The organism is Leucobacter shiyiweii (assembly GCF_052446065.1).
In the GTDB taxonomy this organism is placed as follows: domain Bacteria; phylum Actinomycetota; class Actinomycetes; order Actinomycetales; family Microbacteriaceae; genus Leucobacter.
Window position 1 is genome coordinate 1,490,528 of the sequence record NZ_CM127080.1, and the last position, 24,971, is coordinate 1,515,498.

A 24,971-nucleotide genomic window follows, 5' to 3' on the forward strand; every position below is an offset into this window, starting at 1 on the left:
GCAAACGCCGCGCCCAGGTAGTCGACGGTAAGCTGGCAACGTGTCGATTCGCGTACGTGCCCTCGCTCTCGGAGCTGCCACAGTGACCCTGGCCGGCACACTCACAGGCTGCTCGGGCATCGTGCCGATGGATCCGGCGCCCGACGCAAACAACCCCGCCTGCGCCGACGTCATCGTACGCCTTCCCGACACAGTGGCCGACCTCGAGCGCCGCACCACAAACGCTCAATCCACTGGCGCCTGGGGAGACCCCGCCGGCGTGCTGCTCTATTGCGGCATCGAGCCGACAGGCCCCACCACCGACGACTGCGTCAACGTCAGCGGTGTCGACTGGGTGATCAACCGTGACAACGCTCCGCTATACAAATTTGAGGCCTACGGTCGAAGCCCGGGTCTCGCCGTGATCGTCGACTCAGAGAAGGCGAGCGGCACAGAAACGGTTGTAGACCTCGGCGCTGTCGCGAGACTGCTCCCCCAGACTCGGCAGTGCACGAGTCTCGTCGACACCCTCAACTTCGACTAACTAACGCGTGCGCCGTTCGAGTGCGAGTTCGATGAGTTCGGTGATCAGTGCCGTGTATCCCATGCCTGATTCCTCCCACAGCCGTGGGTACATCGAGATGGGTGTGAAACCGGGCAGTGTATTGATCTCGTTCAGCACCGGCCCTGTGCCGGTCAAGAAGAAGTCGATGCGCGCGAGTCCCGCGCACTGGGTCACCTCGAATGCGAGTACCGCGGCTTCGCGGATCGCGTGAAACTCCCCGTCGGTTACCTGTGCGGGCAGTGCGAGCTCGATGCCAGCGGCCCCCAGGTACTTCGCCTCGTAGTCGTAGAAGTCGCGACCGGTGAAGACGATCTCCCCGATCACTGCACTCGTACGAGGTAGCGCACCCTCACGACCCTGTAGCACCCCGATCTCTACCTCGCGTCCCACAACACCGGATTCGACGAGCACCACGCGGTCTTCCGCGAAGGCGGTTTCGAGTGCGGCACCCAAACCACCCGGCTCGGTCACTCGACTCACACCGACGCTCGAACCGGCCCGGTTCGGCTTCACAAAGAGCGGGTAGGTCAGACCGTCGGCGAGACTATCAACGAGGTACGGGTCGCGTTCGAGCTGCTCGCGCGAAACCATGCGCCACGGCGCCACCGAGATGCCGGCATCTGCAAGCACGGTCTTCACCGCGTGCTTGTCCATGCACAAGGCTGAACCCAGCACCCCGCTTCCCACGTAGGGCAGATCAACGAGTTCGAGCATCCCCTGCACGGTACCGTCTTCGCCGAACGTTCCGTGCAGCATGGGCAGCACCACGTCTACGTGCCCGAGCGAACGAAGCTGTCCGTCTTGTTCAATGACCGTGAGCGTGCGCGTCTCGGTCGATGCGGGCCACAGCACTCGGGTGCCGTTCTCGGGAACCTCGGGCAGCGCGCCAGCCTCAAGCCGGTAGCTCGACAGTTCTTCCTCGTCGAGGAGCACGGTTGCCCCGCGTTTGGAGATCCCGACCGGAATCACGTCAAAGCGAGAACGATCGATGGATCGCAATACCCCTGCTGCGGTGACACAGCTGATCTCGTGCTCGCTCGATCGACCGCCAAAGAGCAACACGACGGTGCGCTTTTCGGGCCACAGGTTTTCTGCGCTCACGCGGGGGTTCCCTTCAGTCGGTCGACGAATCGGCGCCAAGCGCCCGGCTTCTCGCCACTCAGGCTGAGCTCGGGCTTGGGCACGTCATCTTCGGTGGCCAGGTGCGGCCCCAAATCTTTCGGCGCCATGGTGCCCTCAAGCACCATTTGCACCTGCTCAACAATTGGCATCGGCACTCCTCGTTCGTGCGCGAGCTCAAGCACCGACGCCACTGACGTGATTCCCTCAGCGGTCTGCTGCATTTGCTGTTTGGTCTCTTCAAGGGAGAACCCCTGCCCGATCAGTCGCCCTGCGGTGTTGTTGCGCGAGAGTGGCGACTGGCAGGTTGCGATGAGGTCGCCGAGGCCGGCGAGCCCCGCCAGAGTACTCGGGTCCGCACCCGACGCCACCGCGAATTCCGTCATCTCGGCGAGACCTCGGGTAATGATCGCGGCCTTTGTGTTTTCGCCGTAACCGACTCCGTCAACAATGCCGATGGCGAGCGCAATGAGATTCTTCAGCACACCGCCGAGCTCGGTGCCAACTACATCGGTATTGACGTATGTGCGAAAGTACTTGGCTGAACACGCAGTCGCAATCTCAAGCGCGACTTCGAGGGAGCCGCTCGAAGCCACCGCACCCGTGGGCTGCTCCTTAGCGATTTCCAGGGCAATATTCGGCCCCGAGAGCACCCCGATACGTTCAGGACCGATATCAAGAGTGTCGGCAATCACTTCAGACATGCGCATCGTCGTGGATCGCTCCACCCCTTTTACGAGGCTCACGAGCACGCTCCCGCGCTCAAGATGAGGCTCGATCTCGCGAAGATTCTCGCGCAGTGTCTGGCTCGGCACGGCCAGAAAGACAAGCTTCGCGCCGCTCAGAGCCTGATCCACCGCGCTCGTCGATTTCAGCGACTTCGGGAGATTGATGCCCGGCAGGTACTGCGAGTTCCGTTTCGCTACCTGAATCTCCTGCGCTTGCTCGGGCCTTCGGGCCCATACGGTGACATCGCAGCCCGCGTCTGCGAGCACCTTCGCGAAGGTAGTTCCCCAGCTGCCGGCCCCAATCACGGCAACTTTGCGTCCGCGATTGCGCCGCAGGTTCGCGGTGACGATGTCGATGGGACGGGTCGTCAAAAGCGCCCCGTTTCGCTCTGCTGGTGCTTGCCCGGATCCCATCGCTCTGCCGGTGGATCCTCACCGCGAAGCCCCGACAACAGTCGGGTGATCTCGGTCATCAGCACCTCGGTAGCCTCGGTGACGGTTTTCTGGTCGATCCCCCGACCCTGAAACCGTGACAAATCAAGGGGTTCACCGACCGCGATGTGAATGGTCTTTCGAGGGATGGGATGGATCCGCTTCCCGTATCTCGGCATCAGCTCCTGCGTGCCCCAGTGCGCCATAGGAATCACTGGAATGCCTGATTCGAGGGCCAGACGAATCGCGCCGGTCTTACCGCGCATCGGCCAAAGTTCTGGATCGCGAGTGAGTGAGCCTTCCGGATAGACAATGACCCCGGAGTTATTGCGGATCAGCTCCCCGGCCGCTCCCAGCGCATTCGCCCCCGCGGGCCCCACCCGCTCAACTGGCACCTGACCGGTGGATTTGAATACCCACCCGATGAGCGGATTGCGAAACAGACTCGCCTTCGCCATGAACCGAGGGAGCCGACCGAGGTGCCAGACACCCGCACCGACCGCGATCGGATCGATCTCGCTGTAATGGTTCGGCGAAAGGATGAAAGGCCCAGTGGTCGGCAGCTTCGAATCGGGCGTAAACCGATACCGCACCATGCACGACCATGCGGGCAGGATGAGCGACGCGAGCAGCCAGAACATGCTGGGCCGCCGTTTCTCGGCAGAGGATCGGCTTCGAAATTTTACGGTGTCACGCATAGTCTCATCTTCCCAGAGTCTGCGTGCATGAACGCGCGAACTCAGCTTTCGAATACGAAATCGGCGCCCAGGAGGCGCAACTTTTCAATGAAGTTCTCGTATCCACGCGAGATGATGCCAATGTTCGTTACCTTGCTCTGACCCTCCGCCGTGAGCGCTGCGATGAGGTGGCTGAACCCGCCGCGCAGATCTGGCACCTCAATGTCGGCGCCGTGCAGCGGCGTGGGGCCCGTGATAACTGCGGCCTGCTCGAACTCGCGACGCAGCACTCGACGGTCCTCGTGCGCGAGGCCGTCGGGGTACACCACGATGTTGGCACCCATCGAATTGAGCGCGTCGGTGAAACCGAAACGGTTCTCGTAGACAGTCTCGTGGATCGTCGAGACCCCCTCGGCCTGCGTGAGCGCGACGACCAGCGGCTGCTGCCAGTCGGTCATGAATCCCGGATGAACATCGGTCTCAATGGTTACGGGCTTTAAGGTGCCGCCCGGATGCCAGAAGCGAATACCGTCGTCTTGCACATCAAACGCACCGCCCACCTTGCGGAAGACGTTGAGGAAGGTCATCATTTCTTCCTGTTCGACGCCGCCCACGAAGATGTCACCCTTGGTGGCCAGGGCGGCAGCTGCCCAGCTCGCGGCTTCGTTCCGGTCGAAGATCGCGCGGTGGGTGTAGCCCTGCAGCTCCTTGACCCCCTCGATGAAAATCACACGGTTGGGCTCCATCGTGATGATGGCGCCCATCTTCTGCAGGATGCAGATCAGGTCAACAATTTCGGGCTCGATAGCGGCATTTCGAAGCTCTGTCTGACCCTCGGCCAGGACAGCGGTCAACAGCACCTGCTCGGTCGCGCCGACCGATGGATAGGGCAGCTCGATGTTCGCTCCCTTGAGCCCACCAGGGGCTGTCAAGCTGATCCCGCTCGGCAGCTTCTCGATGACCGCGCCAAACTGACGCAGTGCGTCGAGGTGGAAGTCGATCGGACGGTCACCAATGCGGCAGCCACCCAGATCGGGAATGAAAGCCTTGCCCAGGCGATGCAGAAGCGGCCCGCAGAAGAGGATCGGGATGCGAGATGAGCCCGCGTGCGCGTCAATGTCGGCGTGATGCGCCTGTTCGACGTGCGAGGGATCGAGGCGCCATTCACCCGGATCGTCGCCGCGGGTAATCAGTACGCCGTGCAGGGCGAGTAGGCCGGCGACCACGCGCACGTCCGAGATGTTCGGTACGTTGCGCAGCACGCTGGCTGACTTACCGAGCAGCGCCGCAACCATCGCCTTAGTCGCGAGATTCTTGGCGCCGCGTACCTCAATGTGGCCGACCAGCGGCCGACCGCCGTTAATGATGATTTCGTCGGAGGTCAGGCCCACTCGGGCACCGGCCTTCCGCGCGTCCCTCTTCAGGCCCGCTTGCTCGTCATCGTGGGTATGTGCACTGTCTTCGATGGTCTCGCCGCCGTTCATTCGAAATTAGGCCGTCTGTACCGGAAGCGTGGTGGGCATCCACGAGGGACGCTTCGCCTCAAAATCGGTGATGGCCTGCTCGTCACGCAGGGTCAACGAAATATCGTCAAGCCCTTCGATCAGCCGCCACCGAGTGTAGTCGTCGATCTGGAAAGGAACCGTGAGATCACCGGCTGTCACTGTCCGTGCTTCCAGGTTCATCGTTACCGGCGCGCCTGGATGGGCATCAAGAAACTCCCAGATTTTCTGCACATCGGTCTCTTCGACCTGCGCGGCAAGGAAACCCTGTTTCCCGGAATTCCCACGAAAAATGTCAGCGAACTTCGGCGAAATGACGGCCTTGAACCCGTAATCGCGCAGCGCCCAGACGGCATGCTCGCGTGAAGAACCCGTGCCAAAATCTGCCCCCGCAACGAGTACTTGGGCACCCGAATACTCGGGCCGGTTCAACACGAAATCGGGGTCTTGACGCCAATGGTAGAACAGCGCGTCTTCAAACCCGGTCTTGGTGACCCGCTTCAGGAACTCTGCCGGAATAATCTGATCAGTGTCGACATTCGAGCGCTTCAGCGGAACAGCAACGCCGGTCATCGTCGTGAATTTCTCCATGATTACGCCCCTACCTTGTCATGCGTGATGCCGCGTGCTTCGTCGGCCTGCAGATCCCACGGGCTGGAGAGCGTGCCGCGGATTGCGGTGGCCGCTGCGACGAGCGGAGACACCAGATGCGTTCGCCCGCCTTTACCCTGGCGCCCTTCAAAATTACGGTTCGAGGTCGACGCGCAACGCTCTCCAGGTGCCAATTGATCAGGGTTCATTCCGAGACACATCGAGCACCCGGCGAATCGCCACTCGCCGCCAAACTCTTCGACGATCTTGTCGATTCCCTCGGCTTCGGCTTCCAGCCGCACGCGCGCAGAGCCAGGCACGACCATCAAACGCACGCCGTCGGCTTTCTGCTTCCCCTTGATGAGCCCCGCGAACTCTCTCAGATCGTCGAGACGACTGTTCGTGCACGAGCCCATGAAGACCGCGTCAACGGCGATGTCTTTCATGGGAGTGCCAGCGTCCAGATCCATGTACTCGAGGGCACGCTCGGCCGCTGCGCGCTGGTTCGGATCGACGATCTCTGCAGGGTCAGGCACCCGGTCGCTCAGCAGCACGCCCTGCCCGGGATTCGTTCCCCACGTTACAAACGGCTCGAGCTCGTGTGCGTCAATGAAGACCTCGGCATCGAAGACCGCACCCTCATCGGTGGGCAATGTCTTCCAATACTGCACCGCCGCATCCCAGTCAGCACCCTTCGGAGCGTGTGGGCGGCCCTCGAGGTACGCGAAGGTTGTTTCGTCAGGAGCGATCATGCCAGCGCGCGCGCCTGCCTCAATCGACATGTTACAGATCGTCATCCGGCCGTCCATCGACAGGTTTCGAATCGCAGATCCGCGATACTCGAGCACGTACCCCTGGCCGCCACCGGTGCCGATCTTCGCAATCACCGCGAGAATAATATCTTTCGCAGTCACTCCGGGGCGCAAGTCACCTTCGACGGTGATTGCCATTGTTTTGAACGGCTTCAGTGGCAGCGTTTGGGTTGCCATCACGTGCTCGACCTCGCTCGTTCCGATGCCAAACGCCAGCGCGCCAAACGCGCCGTGAGTAGAAGTGTGGCTGTCGCCGCAGACGACGGTGATTCCGGGCATCGTCAGGCCGAGCTGGGGCCCGACGACGTGCACGATGCCTTGCTCTTTGTCTCCAAGCGGATGAGCCCGAACGCCAAACTCCGCGACGTTCTGTCGCAGCGTTTCGATCTGCAGGCGGCTGATTGGATCCTCAATCTGCCGCGTGATGTTCAACGTCGGGGTGTTGTGGTCCTCCGTCGCGATCATCAGGTCAACCCGCCGGAGAGGGCGGCCTGCCACTCGCAATCCATCGAAAGCCTGCGGACTTGTCACCTCGTGAATCAGGTGCAAATCGATGTAGATCAGGTCGGGATCCCCGTTTTCGCCCTTCACGACCACATGGTCGTCCCACAGCTTTTCAGCCAGGGTGCGCGGGCGGGGAGTGATGTGTTGCTCAGTCATGAATGTGCATCTCTACTTCGTGGCTCAGTGCGCAACTGCGCGAATGGGTCGGCCATGCCTGAACTCCGCGACGGGAGGGCCGAAAGCTACACCCCGTCGCGGCAGAGAAGGAGGAGCCGCCACGTACGCATGGCGAGAGTCTATCATCGGCTCGCCGACCTGCCTTCTTAGCGCTGCGCGTCGTCTTCCTGCTTGGGCTGGACTGGCGCACCGCGCGGAACGCGACGCTCGCCCGAGGCCTTCGCATCGCGACGAATCTTCAGGAGGCTTGCGACCGTCGCGACTGCCATTGCGGCGACGATAACGCCAAGCGAGAACCAAGTGCTGATCTCTGGAGCCCACAGAATGGGTTCTCCACCGTTCAGGAAGGGAAGCTCGTTCACATGCATCGCGTGCAGCACAAGCTTTACCCCGATGAAGGCGAGGATGAAGGCAATGCCGTATTTCAGGTAGATGAGGCGATCGAGCAGCCCACCGAGGAGGAAGTACAGCTGGCGCAAACCCATCAGCGCGAAGAGGTTCGCGGTGAACACGATGAACGGACTCTGGGTGATGCCGAAGATGGCGGGGATCGAATCCAGTGCAAAAAGCAAGTCAGTGGTGCCCAGGGCAATAAGGACGAGGAGGAACGGAGTCCACATCTTCTTGCCGTTCACCGTGGTGCGCAGCTTCCCACCGTCGTAATGGTCTGAAAAGGGAACGACTTTCTTGATCTGGCGCACGAACCAGCTCTCGCCGTCCCCCTCGCCGTCGTCGTGACTCGCTTGCTGCCAGGCGGTGTAGATCAGCCACGCACCAAAGATGTAGAAGACCCAGCTGAAGTTCTCGATCAGTGCAGCGCCCACCAAGATGAAGACGCCTCGAAAGATCAACGCCAGAATGATTCCGATCATCAGGGCACGTTGCTGGTAAGCAATGGGCACTCCGAAGCGAGTCAGGATGATCACGAAGACGAAGAGGTTATCGATGGACAGGCTGTACTCGGTGAGCCAACCTGCCAGAAACTCAGTGCCGTGCTGCACATCGCCGAGCACGAACATGGCCCCGGCAAAAATGAGCGCAAGCAGCACATAGAACCCCACCCACAGGCTCGCCTCCCGCATTGAGGGGGCGTGCGGACGTCGAATAATGAGCAATAGGTCAATGAGGAGGATCGCAACGAGCACGATCATTGAGCCGACCTCAAACCAGAGCGGAAGTACAGTTGTCACTATCGGGTGGTTCACCTTCGGTGTGGGTGGTGCGCGAATAACCGAAGGTCTCTTCCCGACAGAAGCCGAGCCCGCACCGGCAGGGCCACGTAGCCCAGCGTGATGACGATACGAGCAAAACGGAATACTCCCCTTCGCAGCGGTAAGTCTAACTTGCTCAGCCAACCCCGAGATACGCGTCGCTACGCTTATCTCCGTCATCCGCCTCGAAAGGAACCCAGTGAGCGAGTTTCGCACCTCATCCGTTAGTGATACGGCTATAGCCGGCCCCGGCCTGGCTTCGCGCACCCTTGCTGGATTCATCTTCGCCAGTCGCTGGCTGCAGGCACCCCTATACCTGGGATTGATTATTGCTCAGGCCATCTATGTGGTGCTCTTCTTCGTCGAACTCTGGCACCTCATCGAGACCGCAATTATTAACGGGCACTTCACCGAGACCGAGGTCATGCTGAGTGTGCTCGCGCTTATCGACATCGTGATGATCGCGAACCTTCTGATCATGGTGATCATCGGCGGCTACGAGACATTTGTTTCGAAGATTCGCGTCGCCGGCCACCACGACGAGCCCGACTGGCTCTCGCACGTCAACGCGAACCTTTTGAAGGTCAAGCTTGCCGTCTCGATCATTTCCATCTCCTCGATTCACCTCCTGAAGACTTTCATTGAGGTGGGTCGCATGGACGGCGGGATCGTCACCGCTGCCGACGGTCGCGTGATCTATTCCAGCGAGGGGGTGATGTGGGAGGTCGCGATCCACCTAGCCTTCATCGTCTCTGCTCTCGCGCTCGCATGGATCGACAAGATGGGCCACGCATCTCCGCGAGTGGTCAGGCGTACCTCTGCTCCAAGGATGGATCCGCAACCCTCAACCGCACTTCCTGTCTCTTCCGAGGCCCCTGCAACCTCTGCCACCGGCGCCGGGAACCGTGAGTCGGCCACAGTGGGGCAGCAGTTCGTAACCGTCCGACTACCCATTGGGGCGAAGCTTCCCGAGGGTGCCGAGATAGTGGATCGCTGAGACGATAGCTCGCGCGGGCGCACCTGCGCAGTGACATAGGTAAGGGGCCACCCACTGGGCAGCCCCTTACCTATTCTTCAATTCCGGCGCATGCGATGTGAAGCTCGTGGAGCCGCGGGGAATTGAACCCCGGTCCACTTCGATGATTCCATGCCTTCTACGGGTGTAGTTCGTGCAGACGTTCTACTCGGCCCCGCTCTTTGTCACGAACACCTAGTGCGACGGGCCCAGTTACAGTAAAAGTCCCGGTACGCCCTGAAACGCAACGTACCAGCAAGCCTCCTAAATGACGTCAGGAAAACCGGGGCGGAGGCACACCCGGCCTGACGGACTCGGTCTCGTGCTTAGGCAGCGAGAGCGAAGTCGGTGCGCTTAGCGTTGGCACCTATGGTTTGCGAAGGGCGTTTACGAGATAACTCCGCGTCCTCGACCCGCTTCTCATAGTCTCAAAACGACGTGTCGAAACCGATCGGCCCCGAGGGTGCAAGGCCCAAACACCGGAGTGTTTCTGGTCTCGCGGGACATTCACATCACACGCTATGGAATTTTCAATCCCGGGCGAACCCGGCCTTACAGAATATCACGTGTGAGACGCGCTGCCAAGACCGCATCGAGCAGTCCGTCCGCCGCCTCGCGTTTGGTGCCCTCGATTCGACTTACCAACTTGCCCGCGCGGTCGAGAACGTGCAGGGTATTGCCTGCTGTCTCGAAACCCTCGCTCCACCCCACCGCGTTCACCGCGAGGAGATCCGCGCCTTTTCGTGCGAGTTTGCGCCGCCCTCGCTCCAGCAGATCATCCTCGCCCTCGACAGTCTCGGCGGCAAAACCCACGATCGTCTGGCCGGGAGCCCGTGAAGCGACCAAACCCCGCAGAATGTCTGGGTTCTCGACCAGTTGGAGCGTGGGAGGCGTGCCGCCCGTATCCTCCTTGCGAAGTTTCCCTTCCGATACCTCCGCCACGCGATAGTCAGCGACTGCGGCGGCCATGATGACGACGTCGGCCGAGGCAGCCTCTGCCCGCGCAGCGGCCTCGAGTTCTGCGGCCGTGCCCACCGAGACGACGCGCGTAGCGCACCGCTCCCCCACCTCGCCGAGCACGGACGGGTCAATGTTGGCAGAGAGGAGCACTACCTGGGCGCCCCGAGCGGCGGCGGCGGCGGCGATGGCAACGCCCTGCCGACCGCTTGAGCGATTGCCGAGGTAGCGGACCGGGTCTATTGGCTCACGGGTGCCCCCGGCGCTGACGAGCACCGTGAGGCCCGCGAGGTCGGAGGCCGGCTGATCCACTGTGAACTCTGGTTCGGGGGCATGAGGATGCCAATCTGCCAAGAGAGATTGTGCCGCCTCGAAGATCTGTGCAGGCTCGCTCATGCGGCCCGGGCCGCTGTCGTCACCTGTGAGTCGGCCACTGTCTGGGCCGACAAAGGCGATGCCTCTGCTACGGAGCGTCTCGACGTTGTGCTGGGTCGCGGCGTGCTGCCACATCTCGGTGTGCATGGCCGGCGCGACGAGCACAGGCGCCCTGGTCGAAAGAAGGGTCGTGCCCAGAAGATCGTCCGCGAGACCTGCCGTCATGCGGGCCAGCGTGTTCGCGGTCGCGGGGGCGACGACCACGAGGTCTGCCCGTTGCCCCAGCGCGACGTGGCGCACCTCTGGAACATCGTCGTGCACCGATGTGGTGACGGGGTGACGACTGATCGCTTCCCAGGTCGGCAGCCCGACAAAGCGCAGCGCATCTGCCGTCGGCACCACATGCACCTCGTGACCTGCCTCGACGAACAACCGAGCGAGCAGTACGGCCTTGTATGCGGCGATGCCGCCGGTCACCCCGAGCACAATGTTCACGACACCATCTTCGCACCCTGCGCCGTGAAGCTGCGCGACCCGCAAACGTAACCGCGGAGTCACGCTCTGGATACACGCTGAAACGCGCACGACACATGGGTGCGGTGAGATGAAGTCATGGCGAATCCAGTGACAGTTTCGGTCAGGCGTGAACTCTCCCCCACTTCTCTGGTCGACGGAGTGGCCTGGATCGACCAAGGCCTCAGCCTCGCACGGCGGCATCACGGCTGCCTCGGGGTCGGCGTCATGAGAGATGCCGAGAACGAGAACGTGTTGCACATGATCTACCGCTTCAGCGACGAACAGTCGCTGAAGGATTGGGAACACTCCCCTGAGCGTCAAAAATGGCTGCGGTGCGGCGATCCGCTCGTACTCGGTGAAACCGTGCAAAGCCGTACCGGAATCGAAGGTTGGTTTGACGGACCTGAGCTGCGCCACTCCGTCGACGTGCAGACGGGAGTGGTACGCACCATTGGGGTGCGCTCCGCACCGCTGCGATGGAAGCAGGCCGTTGCGATTTGGCTGGGCATGGTTCCCCTCAATCTGCTGCTCTCATTCGCCGTCTCGCGATTCGGGTGGTGGGGAGAGCTCGCGATTCCCCTGCGGTCTGTCATCACGGTCACGCTCCTTGTGCCGGTCATGACGTTTTTCATGATGCCGCTCGTGACTCGTGTGCTTCGCACGTGGCTCAGACGAAATCCAGGCATGATCAAGAGCGAGCGAGCGCTCCTGGAAGCGCTCAACTCGCGCACACCGGCCGGCTAAACGAACCTGGTGCGCCGCCCGGGCATGCCAACAGGTAAGCGTCTGGGCAGCTGTAGCCCTTTGGGTGCTGCCCGCTTCGCAGCTATCGGTTTGCGAAGGCCGCAATGCGGTGTTCGGCCTCTGGAGCGTTAGACAGCCTCCCGATCGTAAGTGCCTCATCCTCCAGCTGCTCGGCGAACGTCCGTTCTGGCGCCGCGCGAAGCAGCCGCTTTGCTTGTCCATAGGCGTGGGCTGCGCCCCTCACCCAGTGCTCGGCGATCTCCTCTGCGCGCTCGCGCACCTTCTCGTCCGCAACCATCTCTGCGGTAAGCCCCCAGTCGAGCGCCTCTTGGGCGGACAGGAGACGGTCCTGCAGGGTAAGGCGGAGCGCGCGGCGCTCACCCACTGCGCGTCCTAAAAGCGCCGACACTGACAGATCGGGAGACAGACCCACGTTGGCGTACAGACTGCCAATCTTCGAACTCATACCCGTGACCGCATAGTCGCTCGCGAGCAGTATGCCAAGCCCGCCTCCCGCGGTAGTACCCTGAGCGGCCGCCACAACCGGAATCGACGATTCGATCAGCGACCGTATCCCGTCGTTAATACGACGCGCGAGGGCCGTCATCTGCCCGCCTCGATCGACCATTTCCGCCATGGCCTTTACGTCTCCGCCTGCGCAGAATGCGCGCCCCTCGGCGCACACGATAATCGCGCGCACAGCGTCATGGGACGTCGCCTCGCTTGTCACCCGAGCCCACTCCTCAGCCATTTCTGCGTTGAACGCGTTGAGGCTGTGGGGCCGGTTCAGAATGATTCTGGCAAGTCCGTGATCAAGTTCGAGCAGCACTGCATCAGTCATGCCGTGAGCTTAGCGGCTCCGTGCCGGGCATCGCCTCTCAGGGTGAGAACACACGTGTTGGCAGCTCCCAAGAGATGGGATCCACTTCCTGGCGCACAAGCAGCTCATTCACTCGGCTGAAGGGACGCGACCCGAAAAAACCGCGCGACGCCGACAGTGGAGAGGGGTGTGCGCTTTCGATGCGAGCGGTTGTTCCCAACAAAGGAGCAAGACGGCGCGCGTCGTTTCCCCACAGCACCGCCACCAACGGGGTGCCGCGTTCAACCAGGGCACGAATCGCGCAATCCGTTACCGCCTCCCAGCCTTTGCCGCGGTGGGAGGCAGCGGCACCAGCCCGCACTGTGAGTACACGGTTGAGTAGCATCACTCCCTGCTCAGACCACGCGGTGAGATCACCATGCGGTGCGGGCTCGATTCCTAGATCGTCGCGGAGCTCGCGGTAGATGTTCACGAGGCTGCGAGGAAGTGGGCGCACGTCAGAAGCTGTAGCGAAAGAAAGCCCGATCGGGTGCCCCGGTGTCGGGTAGGGGTCTTGCCCGACGATGAGAACACGCACCTGTGCTAGCGGGCGCGCAAAGGCTGCGAAGATCCGTTCCGGTGAGGGCAGCACCTGATGTCCCGCACACTGTTCTTCGCGAAGAAACGCGGCAAGGGCACCGAGCTCACCTGCTACCGGCCTGAGGGCAGCGACCCAATCAGCCGCGACGCTCCTTTCAATCATCAGGTCGGGCTCCAGCGCCGTCATTGCCGGATGCGGAGGGTCACGCCGACCCACGCCCGGCCCGAGGCCAGCTCCCAACTCGTCACCCGAGATACTCCTCACTGCAATACGTCATGTTTTCAATAGAGAATCGGGCCGGCCCCGAAGCGCCGACCCGACCATGTCACAGCCGCGATCTACGCCAGGGCCTTCGCCTTCAGCGAGGCATATTCGTCAGGGGTGATCGCACCCGCATCGAGCAGGCGCTTAGCCTCAGCGATTTCAGATGCAGCGCCACCGCTGACCTGACGGATGTACTCTTCCTGAGCATGCTGGAACTGCTGTGCCTGGGCTTGTGCCCGCTCACCCATGCCACTGCCCCGAGCAATGAGATAGACGATGGCAGTTGCGAACGGCAGAAAAATTAGGAAAACGAACCAGATCGCCTTCGCGAACCCGCCCAGTTTTCTATCGCGGAACAGGTCTGTGATGATCGAGAACAGCGCGATAAGGTAAGCGATGAATACAAAGAACGTGATGAACCACCAAATGGTGTCCCAAATTGTTGTCCAGAACGACATGGTCGCATTCCCCTCAGGGTAGGTGCCCGCCACATGGCAAAATAGAAACGGCATCCACAGTTTATTCTTCTTGCTGCTCTCGCAACTCTTTGTATGTTACGTATTTCAGGCAAAGGCGGGTGGATGCCGGGGTGATCTTCACCAACATGCGAGTGTCGTATGACTCCCCGTGTCACGAACCCTTGCCACTGCCGTCAATGATTTCTACCCTTGCAGAAGACTTTCCCTCCGATCACTGACTTCCCGCAACCCCTCTCTTCCTAAGGAGCCCTCATGACCGAGCAGAACTGGCACTTCGAGACCAAGCAGGTGCACTCAGGCGCACAGCCCGATCCCACCACCAACGCTCGCGCCGTGCCGATCTACCAGACCACCTCCTACGTGTTCAACAGCACTGACCATGCCAAGAACCTCTTTGCGTTGACTGAGTTTGGCAACATCTACACCCGCATCATGAACCCCACGCAGGCGGTAGTGGAAGAGCGCCTCGCCTCGCTCGAAGGCGGAACCGGCGCCCTGCTACTCGCGAGCGGACAGGCTGCATCCTCCTTCGCGATACTCAACATCGCGCAGGCAGGTGACCACATCGTGTCATCGAGCTCGATTTACGGCGGCACTTACAATCTCTTCAAGTACACCCTCGCGAAGCTCGGTATCGAGGTCACCTTCGTCGAGAATCAAGACGATGCGGCCGAGTGGCAGCGCGCCGTTCGCCCCAACACGAAGTTGTTCTTCGCAGAGACCATCGGCAACCCGCGCGTCAATGTGCTCGATATTCGCACCGTCGCCGATGTGGCGCACGAGAACCATGTGCCGCTCATCGTCGACAACACGATCGCCACCCCGTACCTCATTCGCCCGTTTGAGCACGGCGCCGACATCATCATCCACTCGGTGACGAAGTTCCTCGGTGGCCACGGCACGACTCTCGGCGGCGCTATCATCGACGGCGGCAAGTTCGAATGGTCGAAGAACGTCGAGAAGTTTCCCGGCCTGACCGAACCCGACCCCTCGTACCACGGCGCGAGCTACACCGCCGCAGTGGGCGACGCAGCGGCCTACATCATCAAGGCGCGCGTGCAGTTGCTGCGAGACCTCGGTGCCGCCATTGCCCCGCACAGCGCGTGGTTGCTGTTGCAGGGTATCGAGACGCTTTCGCTGCGCATCGAACGCCACGTGCAGAATGCACAGGAACTCGCTGAGTGGCTCGAGAACCACGACGACGTCGCCAACGTGTTCTACGCAGGCCTCCCCTCGAGCCCGTGGTACGCCGCGGCCAACACCTACGCTCGCAAGGGCGTCGGCGCGGTGCTCTCCTTCGAGCTCAAGGGTGGAGTAGACGCGGGCACTGCACTCGTGGAGAGCGTTGACCTGTTCAGCCACCTCGCCAACATCGGCGATGTTCGCAGCCTCATCATTCACCCAGCCTCCACCACGCACTCGCAGCTCACCCCGGAGCAGCAGCTCACCGCTGGTGTCACCCCTGGTCTCGTGCGCCTCTCGGTGGGTATTGAGAATGTCGAAGACCTGAAAGCCGATCTCGAGCAGGGCTTCGCTGCTGCTCGCGCGGTGGTCGCAGAGGCTCGTGCTGGCGCGTAGACACTGAGTGTCGCCAGCCGCTTTTGAGCGCCGGCGTTCACGGCCAAGGCGGGCATCTCCCTCTGTGGAGTCGCCCGCCTTGGAGTCTGTGGCGGCGACACCGTCGAAAGCCCGACAGAATAGGGAGCTATGGACTGGCAGACACCCGAGGATTCGTTTCCGACGGACTTCATCACCGACGCTCAGTTGCGCGCACTGTATGGCAGGCCGCCCATCAGCGGTGGCTGGCGCGATGGCGACCCCGTGGGCGAGCGCCAGTTTGTGTCGATCGGAGAATTTCAGACTGAGTTCGGGGCAGAGATACCCCACGTTCGCATGTCGTACGAGTCATTCGGCACGCTGAATGCGGCCCGCGACAATGCCGTCCTCATCTTTCACGCGCTCACCGGCGACAGTCATCTCGTGGGGCCAGCAGGTCCCGGACATTCGACCGACGGCTGGTGGTCTGAAATTGTTGGTCCTGGAAAGGCTCTCGACACTGACAAATACTTCGTGATCGCGCCGAATGTGCTTGGTGGGTGTCAGGGTTCGACGGGGCCCGCGAGCCTCGACCCAAACGGGCAGGAGTGGGGTGGCCGCTTTCCCTACCTCACGATCCGCGACCAGGTACGTGCAACCGAGGCGTTCGCGGATGCGCTCGAAATTGAGCGTTTCCACGCAGTCGTCGGCGGATCAATGGGGGGCATGCATGCCCTCGAATGGGCGCTTGCGAATTCCCATCGCACTGATCGGCTCGCGGTAATTGCTGCCCCGCCGGTGACGACCGCCGACCAGATCGGACTCAATCTGGTGCAGCTGGAGGCGATCCGTTCCGATCCTGCCTATCGCGGGGGCAACTATTATGACGCGCCAGATGGCGTTGGCCCTCACCATGGCCTCGCAACTGCACGTCGACTGGCCTTGCTGAACTATCGCAGCCACACCGAACTCGATGAGCGTTTCGGTCGAGCCTGGCAGTCGGCTGTCAGCCCGCTAGGCGGCGGCGGCCGCTTCGCGGTGGAGTCCTATCTGGATTTCCATGGCAACAAGTTCACCAGGCGATTCGACGCGAACAGCTACCTCATACTTGTACAGGCGATGAATTCGCATGACGTGGGTCGCGGCCGCGGCGGGGTGGCCGAAGCGCTCAGCCAGCTCACCCTCCCCACCCTCGTGCTCGGCATACCGAGCGACCGATTGTTCACGATCGCGGGCCAAGACCAGATCGCCCGACACGCCCCGGGCAGCCTCGACGGCGACACCGCGACGCGGCTCGACTCCCCGTTCGGACACGACGCGTTCCTCATTGAACACGAGATGGTGAGCGCGCAGCTCAGACGACTGCTCGCACTCTGACCGAACGCGCCGCTCCCTACTCGAAGCGCTGCCTCCGAGTGGCGTCATGCACCTCGCCCACCAATTCCTCAATCACGTCTTCGAGGAACACAATCCCGAGCAGTTCACCCTCAGTGTTGATCACTCGCGCCAGGTGCACTCCTTTGCCCTGCATTCGAGCAAGGACATCTTCGAGGTCGAGTTCAGCGTGCACGGTGAGCATGTCACGGATTCGCTTGGAAGGGATTGGTTCAGTGATCCGCTCTTCCCCAAGCCTCAACAGGTCTTTGATGTGGACATAGCCGATGAAGTCGCCCTCGGCATCCACGATCGGATAGCGCGAGAAGCCGTGTCGAGTCACCGCCGCTTCGACATCTTCGGGTGTAGATCCCTGAGGCAAGACCACCAGGCGATCGGCGGGTACCACCTGATCCATCGCCCGTTTCGTCGTAAACTCAAAAGCCGCAGTTAGCGCCCCGGTGCGGTCTTCAAGCACTCCCTCGCGCGTTGAGTGGCTCACGATATTGGCAACTTCTTCGAGCGTGTAGGTGCTGTTGGTCTCCGATTTTGGTTCGACGCCAAACAGCCGCAAAACGCCGTTAGCGATCGCGTTCAACCCAGCTATGACGATGCCGAACAGCTTCGATACGGCCACGAGCGGCGGTGCGAGCAAGAGCACCGCCTGATCGGGCATTGAAAACGCCGCGTTCTTCGGCACCATCTCGCCAAACACCACATGAAGATAGGTCACGAGAAGCAGTGCGATTACAAAGGCAGTGATGCTCACCGCCTGCGCGGAAAGTCCTGTCCACGCGAGCGGGCCCTCCAGCAAATGGTGGATCGCGGGCTCTGACACGTTCAAGATCAGGAGCGAACAGACCGTGATGCCGAGCTGACTTGTTGCCAGCATGAGAGTGGCATGTTCCATCGCCCATAGCGCCGTTTTCGCGCGCTTGGATCCTGCTTCGGCCTTCGGCTCAATCTGCGACCGGCGGGCAGAAATCACCGCAAACTCTGCCCCCACAAAGAAAGCGTTTGCGATGAGCAGTACCACCAACCAAAAAATTCCCAGCCAGTCGTTCATCGTGTGCCCTTCTCGAGGCTGGACGAATCCGCCGTCGATTCAGAGGAACTCGGTTGTCCCTGGGGTTCAGGGGGAACCGGCACACCCAGATAGCGCAACCGGGAGATCCGCCGACCCTCCATCCGCTCGACGCGAAGCTTCGCGCCGTCTTCCAGGTCGACCTCTTCACCGGCTTCCGGGATCCGCCCCAGGCTCATCAGCACGAATCCTGCGACCGTATCGTAGTGGTCACCGTCGGGAATCTCGATGCCGGTTTGCTCGCGCACCTCATCTGGTCGCAAATCAGCTGGGAACGTCATCTCAGCGGCGGTACCCACTACACCCGCACGGGCGCGATCGTGCTCGTCTGCCACCTCGCCAACGATCTCCTCGACCAGGTCCTCGAGAGTCACGATGCCCGCCGTGCCGCCATACTCGTCGACGACAATGGCCATTTGAAAGCCCCGGGTGCGGAGCTCCTCCAAGAGCTGGTCAAGACGCATGGTTTCGGGAACACGCACCGCTTCTTCCACCAACGCGGCGACCGGCACCTCCGCCCGCTTGAGCCGTGGCACTGCGACGGCCTGCTTGACGTGCACTACGCCGACCACATCGTCTCGATCCTCATCGATCACTGGGAACCTCGAAAAACCCGTACGCCCAGAGAGCTCGAGGACCGCCTGCGCCGAATCGAGGCGATGCAGACTCTCGATGCGTGTGCGCGGCGTCATCACATCTACGGCCGCGCGTTCGGCGAAACGCAACGTGCGACCCAACAAGGTGGCAGTGTCCGCTTCAAGGAAACCAGCGCTCGCCGAGTGCCGGACCAGAGACGAAAGTTCTTCAGCAGTTCGGGCTCCAGAGAGTTCCTCTTTGGGCTCAATACCAATCGAACGCAGCAGGCCGTTTGCGCTCCCGTTCAGCAGCAGAATCGCAGGCTTGAAGACCGTGGTGAACGCCCCTTGGGCCGGCATGACAATCTTCGCGGTCTGCAGCGGTCGCGCGAGTGCAAAGTTTTTGGGAACGAGTTCGCCCACCACCATCGAGAGAAGCGTCGCGAAGAGAATCGCGAGCGGTGCGCTAATCGTGCGTCGCAACTCTTCCGGCACTCCGAGCGCTCCGAGAGGCCCCGAGAGGAATCCGCTCAAGGCAGGTTCAAGAGTGTAGCCCGCGAGCAACGTCGTGAGGGTAATCCCGAGCTGTGCGCTTGACAGATGGGTGGAAGTGATTTTGAGGGCTCTGATGACACGCTCGAGTCCAGGCTCACCGGCGTCGCGACGACGCTCGAGTTCCTGGCGGTCGAGGCCCACCAAGGCGAACTCGGCGGCGACGAAAATTCCGGTGCCGAAAGTTAGTACAATCCCGATGCCGAGCAGCCACCACTCGTTCATACGTGTGTCCGTGCAAGATGCCGCGCGTCAGCGCGGTAGATACTCGGGGGGTCCGACTGTCTTCGAGAGGGTACGTCCATAATTGCGTTAACTCTAGCAGCGACGCCCTGGGTCCTTCGCGGGAGCATACGGGATCCGGACAAAGGAAGTAGGCTAGAAGTCGAGCGTGCAGTGTGGCTGCGAGGGCTCTAGCGGGTACTCCCGCGCGTCATCACTATGAGAGGACATCGCTTTGGCTGAGCGGACCCACGTCTCTGGCAACGGAGGCTCCGCAGAAGAGTTCGGTGCAAACGCCTGGTTGGTCGATGAGCTGTTCAAACAGTACTCAATCGACAAGAACCTGGTGGATCGGTCATGGTGGCCGGTGCTTGAGAAATATGCAGGCAATCCGACTTTAGATGAAGCGAACGCATCGGCCGCGCCTTCCGCTCCGGCGGCTGCCCACGCGGCTCCGGCTCCTGACGCCAACGCGCAGCCCGACCCGACAGCACCTGTCACGGGTGCGACCGGAACAGTACAGCCCTCTCGAACCACGAATGTGGCCCCTCGTTCGACGCCGATCCCAGCTGACGCTCCCCGAAAAGCCCCGGTTACCGAGGCGATTACCACCGGCGCTGAAGACGACACGGTCACTCCACTTAAGGGCATGGCCCGTACGCTCTCCAAAAATATGGATCAAAGTCTTCTGGTCCCGACCGCGACGAGCGTTCGCACGGTGCCCGCCAAGCTCCTGATCGACAACCGCATTGTGATCAACAATCATCTCCGCCGCAGCCGTGGCGGCAAGGTATCGTTTACCCACATCATCGCGTGGGCACTGATCCAGACGCTCAAGACCTTCCCCAGCCAGAACGTCTCTTATCAAGAGGTCGACGGCAAGCCCTCTATCGTGGTGCCCGCTCACATCGGCCTTGGTATCGCGATCGACGTACCCAAGCCAGACGGCACTCGTGCCCTCCTCGTTCCATCGATCAAACGTGCAGAAACCCTCGACTTCAACGAGTTCTTGGCCGCATACGAGGATCTGGTTCGGCGCACCCGAGACGGCAAGCTCGCTGCTGTCGACTTCCAGGGAACGACGATTTCTCTGACCAATCCGGGCGGCATCGGTACCGTACACTCGATCCCCCGATTGATGCAGGGGCAAGGTTCCATAATTGGTGCGGGCGCTCTCGAGTATCCGGCACAGTTCCAAGGCTCTGCCGAAGAGACGCTCACCAACCTCGGCATCTCGAAGACAATCACCCTCACCAGCACCTATGACCACCGGGTCATTCAGGGCGCGGGAAGCGGCGAATTCTTAAAGAAAGTCCACGAGCGCCTTATCGGCGGTCATGGCTTCTACGAGGAAATCTTCGCCGCACTCCGTATCCCGTACAAGCCGGTGCAGTGGGCCAGCGACATTCACGTCGACATTTCTGGCCAGGTAGACAAGTCAGCTCGAGTGCAAGAACTGATCAATTCCTATCGCGTGCGCGGTCACCTGATGGCCGAGGTTGATCCGCTGGAGTACGTGCAGCGCACGCACCCGGACCTCGAGATCGAGAATCACGGCTTGACGTTCTGGGATCTGGATCGCGAGTTCGTTACGGGTGGCGTCGGCAACAAACGCACCATGCGGCTGCGAGACATCCTGGGTGTGCTGCGCGACTCTTACTGCCGCAAGATCGGCATTGAGTACATGCATATCCAGGACCCCGATCAGCGTGCCTGGATCCGCGAGCAGGTCGAAGTGCCGTACGCGAAGCCGGGTCACGACGAGCAGATGCGCATCCTCGAGAAGCTCAATGAGGCCGAGGCCTTCGAGACCTTCCTGCAGACGAAATACGTCGGACAGAAGCGGTTCAGTCTCGAGGGTGGAGAATCTTTAATCCCGTTGCTTGACGCAATGCTGATTGATGCCGCCGAAGACGGCGTCGATAGTGTCGACATGGGTATGGCACACCGCGGCCGCCTGAACGTTCTCAGCAACATCGCCGGAAAGACCTACGGACAAATCTTCCGCGAGTTCGAGGGAACACAGTCCGCTAAGGGCGGTTCCGGAGACGTGAAGTACCACTTGGGAACTTCGGGGGTCTTTACTGCACCTAATGGCACGCAGGTACCCGTGCACCTCGCCGCAAACCCATCGCACCTTGAAACGGTCAACGGCGTGGTCGAGGGCATCGTGCGCGCGAAGCAGGATCTCAAGCCCATCGGCTCCTTCACGACGCTACCCATCCTCATCCACGGAGATGCGGCAATGGCCGGCCAAGGCGTCGTCTATGAGACCATGCAGATGTCACAGTTGCGCGGATATCGCACGGGCGGCACGATCCACGTGGTCATTAATAACCAGGTTGGCTTCACGACGTTACCGCAAGATTCGCGGTCGGCGATCTACTCGACCGACGTCGGAAAGGTCGTGCAGGCGCCGATCTTCCATGTCAACGGAGACGACCCTGAGTCAGTCGTTCGAGTCGCCAAGCTCGCCTACGAGTACCGTCAGCGTTTCCACCGCGACGTGATCATCGATCTCGTCTGCTACCGTCGCCGCGGACACAACGAGGGCGATGACCCTTCGATGACGCAGCCGCTGATGTACGACCTCATCGAGGCAAAGCGGTCGACGCGAAAGCTCTACACCGAGAGCCTGGTTGGCCGCGGCGACATTACCGAGGAAGAGTACGAGAAGGCAAAGCAGGACTTCCAGAGCCGGCTCGAGCAGGCGTTCATGGAGACCCACGCCGCTCAGACGGGAGCCATTCCGATCATCGATCAGAGCGGCATCTCAAGTCCAGCGACCGCCGAGATTCCCGTCATTCACAGCATCGAAACCGCGGTGGATCGCAGTGTGATCGAACGCATCGGCGACGCTCACGCGCAGCCACCCGAGGGTTTCACTGTGCACCAGAAGTTGCAGCAGTTGCTCAAGAAGCGTTCAGAGATGAGCAGGCAGGGCGGGATTGACTGGGGATTCGGCGAACTCCTCGCCCTCGGATCGTTGCTCATGGAAGGCACCTCGGTGCGCTTCGCGGGCCAAGATGCCCGCCGCGGCACGTTCGCGCAGCGGCACGCAGTCTTTCATGACCGGTCCAATGGTCAGGAATGGCTGCCGTTGCTCAACCTGTCGGAAGATCAGGGCCGCTTCTGGATCTACGATTCGTTTCTGTCTGAGTATGCAGCTCTCGCCTACGAGTACGGCTACTCACTGCAGCGCGAGGACGCCTTGGTGCTCTGGGAGGCGCAGTTCGGTGACTTCGCCAACGGTGCGCAGAGCGTCATCGACGAGTACATTGGGGCCGCCGAGCAGAAATGGGGTCAACAATCCTCGGTCGTCATGCTGCTCCCCCATGGTTATGAGGGTCAAGGGCCAGACCATTCTTCCGCGCGTATCGAGCGTTACCTGCAACTGTGCGCAGAGGACAACATGATCGTGGCGCGCCCGTCCACGCCGGCAAACTACTTTCACCTGCTTCGTCGACAGGCCTACGCACGTCCGCGAAAGCCACTGATCGTGTTCACTCCGAAGTCGATGCTGCGACTGCGAGGCGCGACTTCGAGCGTGGAAGACTTCACGACGGGTGGATTCCAACCCGTGATTGACGATTCTCAGGCTGCGGATTCGGGGGTGCAGCGTGTGCTCCTAACGTCGGGCAAGGTCTACTACGATTTGCGCGCGGCACTCGAGAAGAACCCGGACCCGCGGATCGCGGTCGTTCGCATCGAGCAGTACTATCCGATTCCAGTCGCTGAGCTGATGCGCACGCTAGGACAAGAGCGCTACGCCGGTGCCGAGATTGTGTGGGTTCAAGACGAGCCTGAGAATCAGGGCGCGTGGCCGTTCTTCTCCCTCGCCCTGTCCGGGCGTCTGGTGAGTGACAGAATTCGAGTGGTATCCCGACCGGCTTCGGCCGCCCCGTCGACGGGGTCGGCAAAGGTGCACGCCGTGGAACAGGAGAGTCTGCTCCAGCGCGCTTTGCACCTCGGGTCGGAGCAGTAGAAAGGCCCGACCATATCAGTCCAACAGCCGCTGCTCAGCAGTGCTGACCTCAACGCAGAAGGCGAGCTCCCGGGCCACCAGGTTCGGGGCATTGCCGAGCGCATTGCGTCTGCGATCTCCCTGGGCATGTTGCGCGTTGGCGAGCGGCTGCCACCCGAAGCTGAGCTCGCCAATCAGTTTGGGATCGCCGTCGCTACCCTGCGTAAGGCTCTTGCGCAACTGCGAGCGCAGGGAGTCGTCGAGACCCGGCGCGGGCGCAACGGCGGCACCTTTGTCGTTCAGGCACCATTCCCTTCCACCGACACCCTGGTCTCCGCGCTGCGTCGCATCAGCGTGGTGCAACTGCGCGACTTTGCTGATGAGCACGGCGCCATCTCGGGGATGGCTGCCCGGCTTGCGGCGGAGCGAATTCCGCCCGGCAAGCACACTCGGCTCGCCGAACTTGCGTTTCGTGCGCGGGAATCGCGCGGTGTGCAAGAGCTCTCACTCACTGACAATCGCTTTCATGTCGAGATCGCGGTATTAAGCCAGTCGCAGCGGATCTTGACTGCCGAGCAGCGATTACAGACCGAGATCGGTCCGCTCCTATGGTGTTCAGAAACCTCAAACGCTTCCGCCCAGGAAGCCTTCAACGAACACCTTGCGCTGATCATGGCGATTGAGCAACAGCACCCTTCGGAAGCGCAACGCCTCGCAGAGGAGCATGCCATGCGAAACGTGCGCTGCATCATCGATGCGAAGCTTGAACTGCCCCAACAGGTGACTCCCCGTGAGCCTGCACAAGAAACCGGAAGCGACCGATGAACCCGGATCCTGTAACAGCTCCCGAAACGCAGACGATCGATGATGTCGCGGGATCACTGACCCGCTGGTTCGAAGATCGATTCGCCAGGCTGCAGGGCCTGGCCGACCAGCTCACCGAGCACCTGAGTTTTGATGAGTCAGGCCTGCTTGACCTCACAGAGACCAGCCGCCGCAAGCTCAAAGGCACCGCAGCACATTACCTGGCCGACAACCTTGTCGTAGATGGCTGCGGGCTCATTTTCGCCCACTCCGCGCTCGGCACCCCAAATGGCCACCTGGAGTGGTGGGTGCGTGAAGATGAGACGCGTTTCGCCCGGTATTCCTTCGGGGTCGTGCCCGGGGCTGACCGATATTACGACTACGAGCAACACGAATGGTTCATTCGCGCCTTTCACGAGGGCGTTCCAGCTTTGGTCGGGCCCTATATCGACTATCTCGGCGTTGAAGCATACGTGTTGACACTTACCGTCCCGGCAGATGTGCAGGGCAAACGCTTCGGCGCGGTAGGCAATGACATTCAGGCGGAAGACCTTGAGGCCGATTTACTCCCCACCTTGCTGAGCTGCGCACACAATCTCGTGCTCGTCGGCCGCCATGACAACGTGTTGCTCAGTAACACTTCACTGTTTCTCCCCGGCGAACACGTTACCGAGGCCTCAGCAAATTTCCGCCGCATTCAGCTGTTGCCGGGTTCAAAAGACGTGCAGCTGCTCGTCCCGCTCGACCTCGGTCGCTAAACCCGTACCGCGTGCAGCACGGGTTCAGCGACCTTCTCGCCCGAGCGTTTGCCTG

General features: G+C 61.3%; 21 protein-coding genes and 1 other RNA gene. 8 read left to right on the forward strand and 14 right to left on the reverse strand.

The window, feature by feature from the left end:
• The first annotated feature begins 40 nt into the window (after positions 1–40).
• Complete coding sequence (locus ACTNFJ_RS06915) at positions 41–523, forward strand: DUF3515 family protein (protein ID WP_435905671.1); 483 nt, start codon at positions 41–43, stop codon at positions 521–523.
• Here the strand turns inward: ACTNFJ_RS06915 and ACTNFJ_RS06920 are convergent, their stop codons facing one another.
• The 7 genes from ACTNFJ_RS06920 to ACTNFJ_RS06950 form a co-directional block, all read right to left on the reverse strand.
• Positions 524–1,645: a D-alanine--D-alanine ligase family protein gene (locus ACTNFJ_RS06920; protein ID WP_435905672.1), complete on the reverse strand. Its 1,122-nt coding sequence runs from the start codon at positions 1,643–1,645 to the stop codon at positions 524–526.
• A complete protein-coding gene (locus ACTNFJ_RS06925) occupies positions 1,642–2,763 on the reverse strand; it encodes an NAD(P)H-dependent glycerol-3-phosphate dehydrogenase (protein WP_435905673.1) in 1,122 nt (373 codons plus the stop codon). Before ACTNFJ_RS06925 ends, ACTNFJ_RS06920 begins: the two co-directional genes overlap by 4 nt.
• Positions 2,760–3,521, reverse strand: coding sequence for a lysophospholipid acyltransferase family protein (locus ACTNFJ_RS06930; RefSeq protein WP_435905674.1), 762 nt, complete (start codon positions 3,519–3,521; stop codon positions 2,760–2,762). The genes ACTNFJ_RS06925 and ACTNFJ_RS06930 overlap by 4 nt, the downstream gene beginning before the upstream one ends.
• Before the next feature lie 41 nt (positions 3,522–3,562).
• Positions 3,563–4,984 carry a UDP-N-acetylglucosamine 1-carboxyvinyltransferase gene (gene murA / locus ACTNFJ_RS06935; RefSeq protein WP_435905675.1) on the reverse strand — a complete coding sequence of 474 codons (1,422 nt, stop codon included), beginning with the start codon at positions 4,982–4,984 and terminating at the stop codon, positions 3,563–3,565.
• A gap of 6 nt (positions 4,985–4,990) precedes the next feature.
• Positions 4,991–5,593: a 3-isopropylmalate dehydratase small subunit gene (gene leuD, locus ACTNFJ_RS06940; protein ID WP_435905676.1), complete on the reverse strand. Its 603-nt coding sequence runs from the start codon at positions 5,591–5,593 to the stop codon at positions 4,991–4,993.
• A 2-nt stretch (positions 5,594–5,595) separates the two neighbouring features.
• Complete coding sequence (gene leuC, locus ACTNFJ_RS06945) at positions 5,596–7,065, reverse strand: 3-isopropylmalate dehydratase large subunit (protein WP_435905677.1); 1,470 nt, start codon at positions 7,063–7,065, stop codon at positions 5,596–5,598.
• Positions 7,066–7,232: 167 nt separating this feature from the next.
• On the reverse strand, positions 7,233–8,276 hold the full coding sequence (locus tag ACTNFJ_RS06950) for a TerC family protein (protein ID WP_435905678.1): 1,044 nt from the start codon (positions 8,274–8,276) through the stop codon (positions 7,233–7,235).
• A gap of 220 nt (positions 8,277–8,496) precedes the next feature.
• Between ACTNFJ_RS06950 and ACTNFJ_RS06955 the strand changes: the two genes are divergently transcribed.
• Entirely contained in the window at positions 8,497–9,294 is a 798-nt protein-coding gene (locus ACTNFJ_RS06955) for a TIGR00645 family protein (protein ID WP_435905679.1), read from the forward strand.
• Between the two features lie 104 nt (positions 9,295–9,398).
• On the opposite strand, the gene ssrA is transcribed toward ACTNFJ_RS06955, so the two are convergent.
• Together ssrA and coaBC are read right to left on the reverse strand one after the other, a co-directional pair.
• Positions 9,399–9,771, reverse strand: a transfer-messenger RNA (tmRNA) gene (gene ssrA, locus ACTNFJ_RS06960).
• Between the two features lie 93 nt (positions 9,772–9,864).
• Complete coding sequence (coaBC, locus tag ACTNFJ_RS06965) at positions 9,865–11,139, reverse strand: bifunctional phosphopantothenoylcysteine decarboxylase/phosphopantothenate--cysteine ligase CoaBC (protein ID WP_435905841.1); 1,275 nt, start codon at positions 11,137–11,139, stop codon at positions 9,865–9,867.
• A gap of 117 nt (positions 11,140–11,256) precedes the next feature.
• Between coaBC and ACTNFJ_RS06970 the strand changes: the two genes are divergently transcribed.
• Complete coding sequence (locus tag ACTNFJ_RS06970; RefSeq protein ID WP_435905680.1) at positions 11,257–11,904, forward strand: antibiotic biosynthesis monooxygenase; 648 nt, start codon at positions 11,257–11,259, stop codon at positions 11,902–11,904.
• An 82-nt stretch (positions 11,905–11,986) separates the two neighbouring features.
• Here ACTNFJ_RS06970 and ACTNFJ_RS06975 read toward each other — a convergent pair whose 3' ends face one another.
• The 3 genes from ACTNFJ_RS06975 to ACTNFJ_RS06985 form a co-directional block, all read right to left on the reverse strand.
• Positions 11,987–12,745 (reverse strand): enoyl-CoA hydratase/isomerase family protein, encoded by a 759-nt coding sequence (locus tag ACTNFJ_RS06975; RefSeq protein WP_435905681.1) that lies wholly within the window; start codon positions 12,743–12,745, stop codon positions 11,987–11,989.
• Positions 12,746–12,782: 37 nt separating this feature from the next.
• Entirely contained in the window at positions 12,783–13,490 is a 708-nt protein-coding gene (locus ACTNFJ_RS06980) for a uracil-DNA glycosylase (protein ID WP_435905842.1), read from the reverse strand.
• A 152-nt stretch (positions 13,491–13,642) separates the two neighbouring features.
• Positions 13,643–14,026, reverse strand: coding sequence for an SHOCT domain-containing protein (locus ACTNFJ_RS06985; protein ID WP_435905843.1), 384 nt, complete (start codon positions 14,024–14,026; stop codon positions 13,643–13,645).
• A 273-nt stretch (positions 14,027–14,299) separates the two neighbouring features.
• Here ACTNFJ_RS06985 and ACTNFJ_RS06990 point away from each other — a divergent pair, with 273 nt between their 5' ends.
• Complete coding sequence (locus tag ACTNFJ_RS06990) at positions 14,300–15,625, forward strand: bifunctional o-acetylhomoserine/o-acetylserine sulfhydrylase (protein WP_435905682.1); 1,326 nt, start codon at positions 14,300–14,302, stop codon at positions 15,623–15,625.
• 129 nt (positions 15,626–15,754) lie between these two features.
• Complete coding sequence (metX, locus tag ACTNFJ_RS06995; protein ID WP_435905683.1) at positions 15,755–16,960, forward strand: homoserine O-acetyltransferase MetX; 1,206 nt, start codon at positions 15,755–15,757, stop codon at positions 16,958–16,960.
• Between the two features lie 16 nt (positions 16,961–16,976).
• On the opposite strand, the gene ACTNFJ_RS07000 is transcribed toward metX, so the two are convergent.
• Both ACTNFJ_RS07000 and ACTNFJ_RS07005 read right to left on the reverse strand, forming a co-directional pair.
• On the reverse strand, positions 16,977–18,023 hold the full coding sequence (locus ACTNFJ_RS07000; protein ID WP_435905684.1) for a hemolysin family protein: 1,047 nt from the start codon (positions 18,021–18,023) through the stop codon (positions 16,977–16,979).
• On the reverse strand, positions 18,020–19,393 hold the full coding sequence (locus ACTNFJ_RS07005) for a hemolysin family protein (RefSeq protein ID WP_435905685.1): 1,374 nt from the start codon (positions 19,391–19,393) through the stop codon (positions 18,020–18,022). The genes ACTNFJ_RS07000 and ACTNFJ_RS07005 overlap by 4 nt, the downstream gene beginning before the upstream one ends.
• Before the next feature lie 232 nt (positions 19,394–19,625).
• Between ACTNFJ_RS07005 and ACTNFJ_RS07010 the strand changes: the two genes are divergently transcribed.
• The 3 genes from ACTNFJ_RS07010 (at position 19,626) to ACTNFJ_RS07020 (ending at position 24,916) form a co-directional block, all read left to right on the forward strand.
• Positions 19,626–23,375 carry a multifunctional oxoglutarate decarboxylase/oxoglutarate dehydrogenase thiamine pyrophosphate-binding subunit/dihydrolipoyllysine-residue succinyltransferase subunit gene (locus ACTNFJ_RS07010; RefSeq protein ID WP_435905686.1) on the forward strand — a complete coding sequence of 1,250 codons (3,750 nt, stop codon included), beginning with the start codon at positions 19,626–19,628 and terminating at the stop codon, positions 23,373–23,375.
• Positions 23,376–23,501: 126 nt separating this feature from the next.
• Positions 23,502–24,179 (forward strand): FadR/GntR family transcriptional regulator, encoded by a 678-nt coding sequence (locus ACTNFJ_RS07015; protein ID WP_444711770.1) that lies wholly within the window; start codon positions 23,502–23,504, stop codon positions 24,177–24,179.
• A complete protein-coding gene (locus tag ACTNFJ_RS07020) occupies positions 24,176–24,916 on the forward strand; it encodes a cache domain-containing protein (protein ID WP_435905687.1) in 741 nt (246 codons plus the stop codon). Before ACTNFJ_RS07015 ends, ACTNFJ_RS07020 begins: the two co-directional genes overlap by 4 nt.
• Positions 24,917–24,971 lie beyond the last annotated feature (55 nt).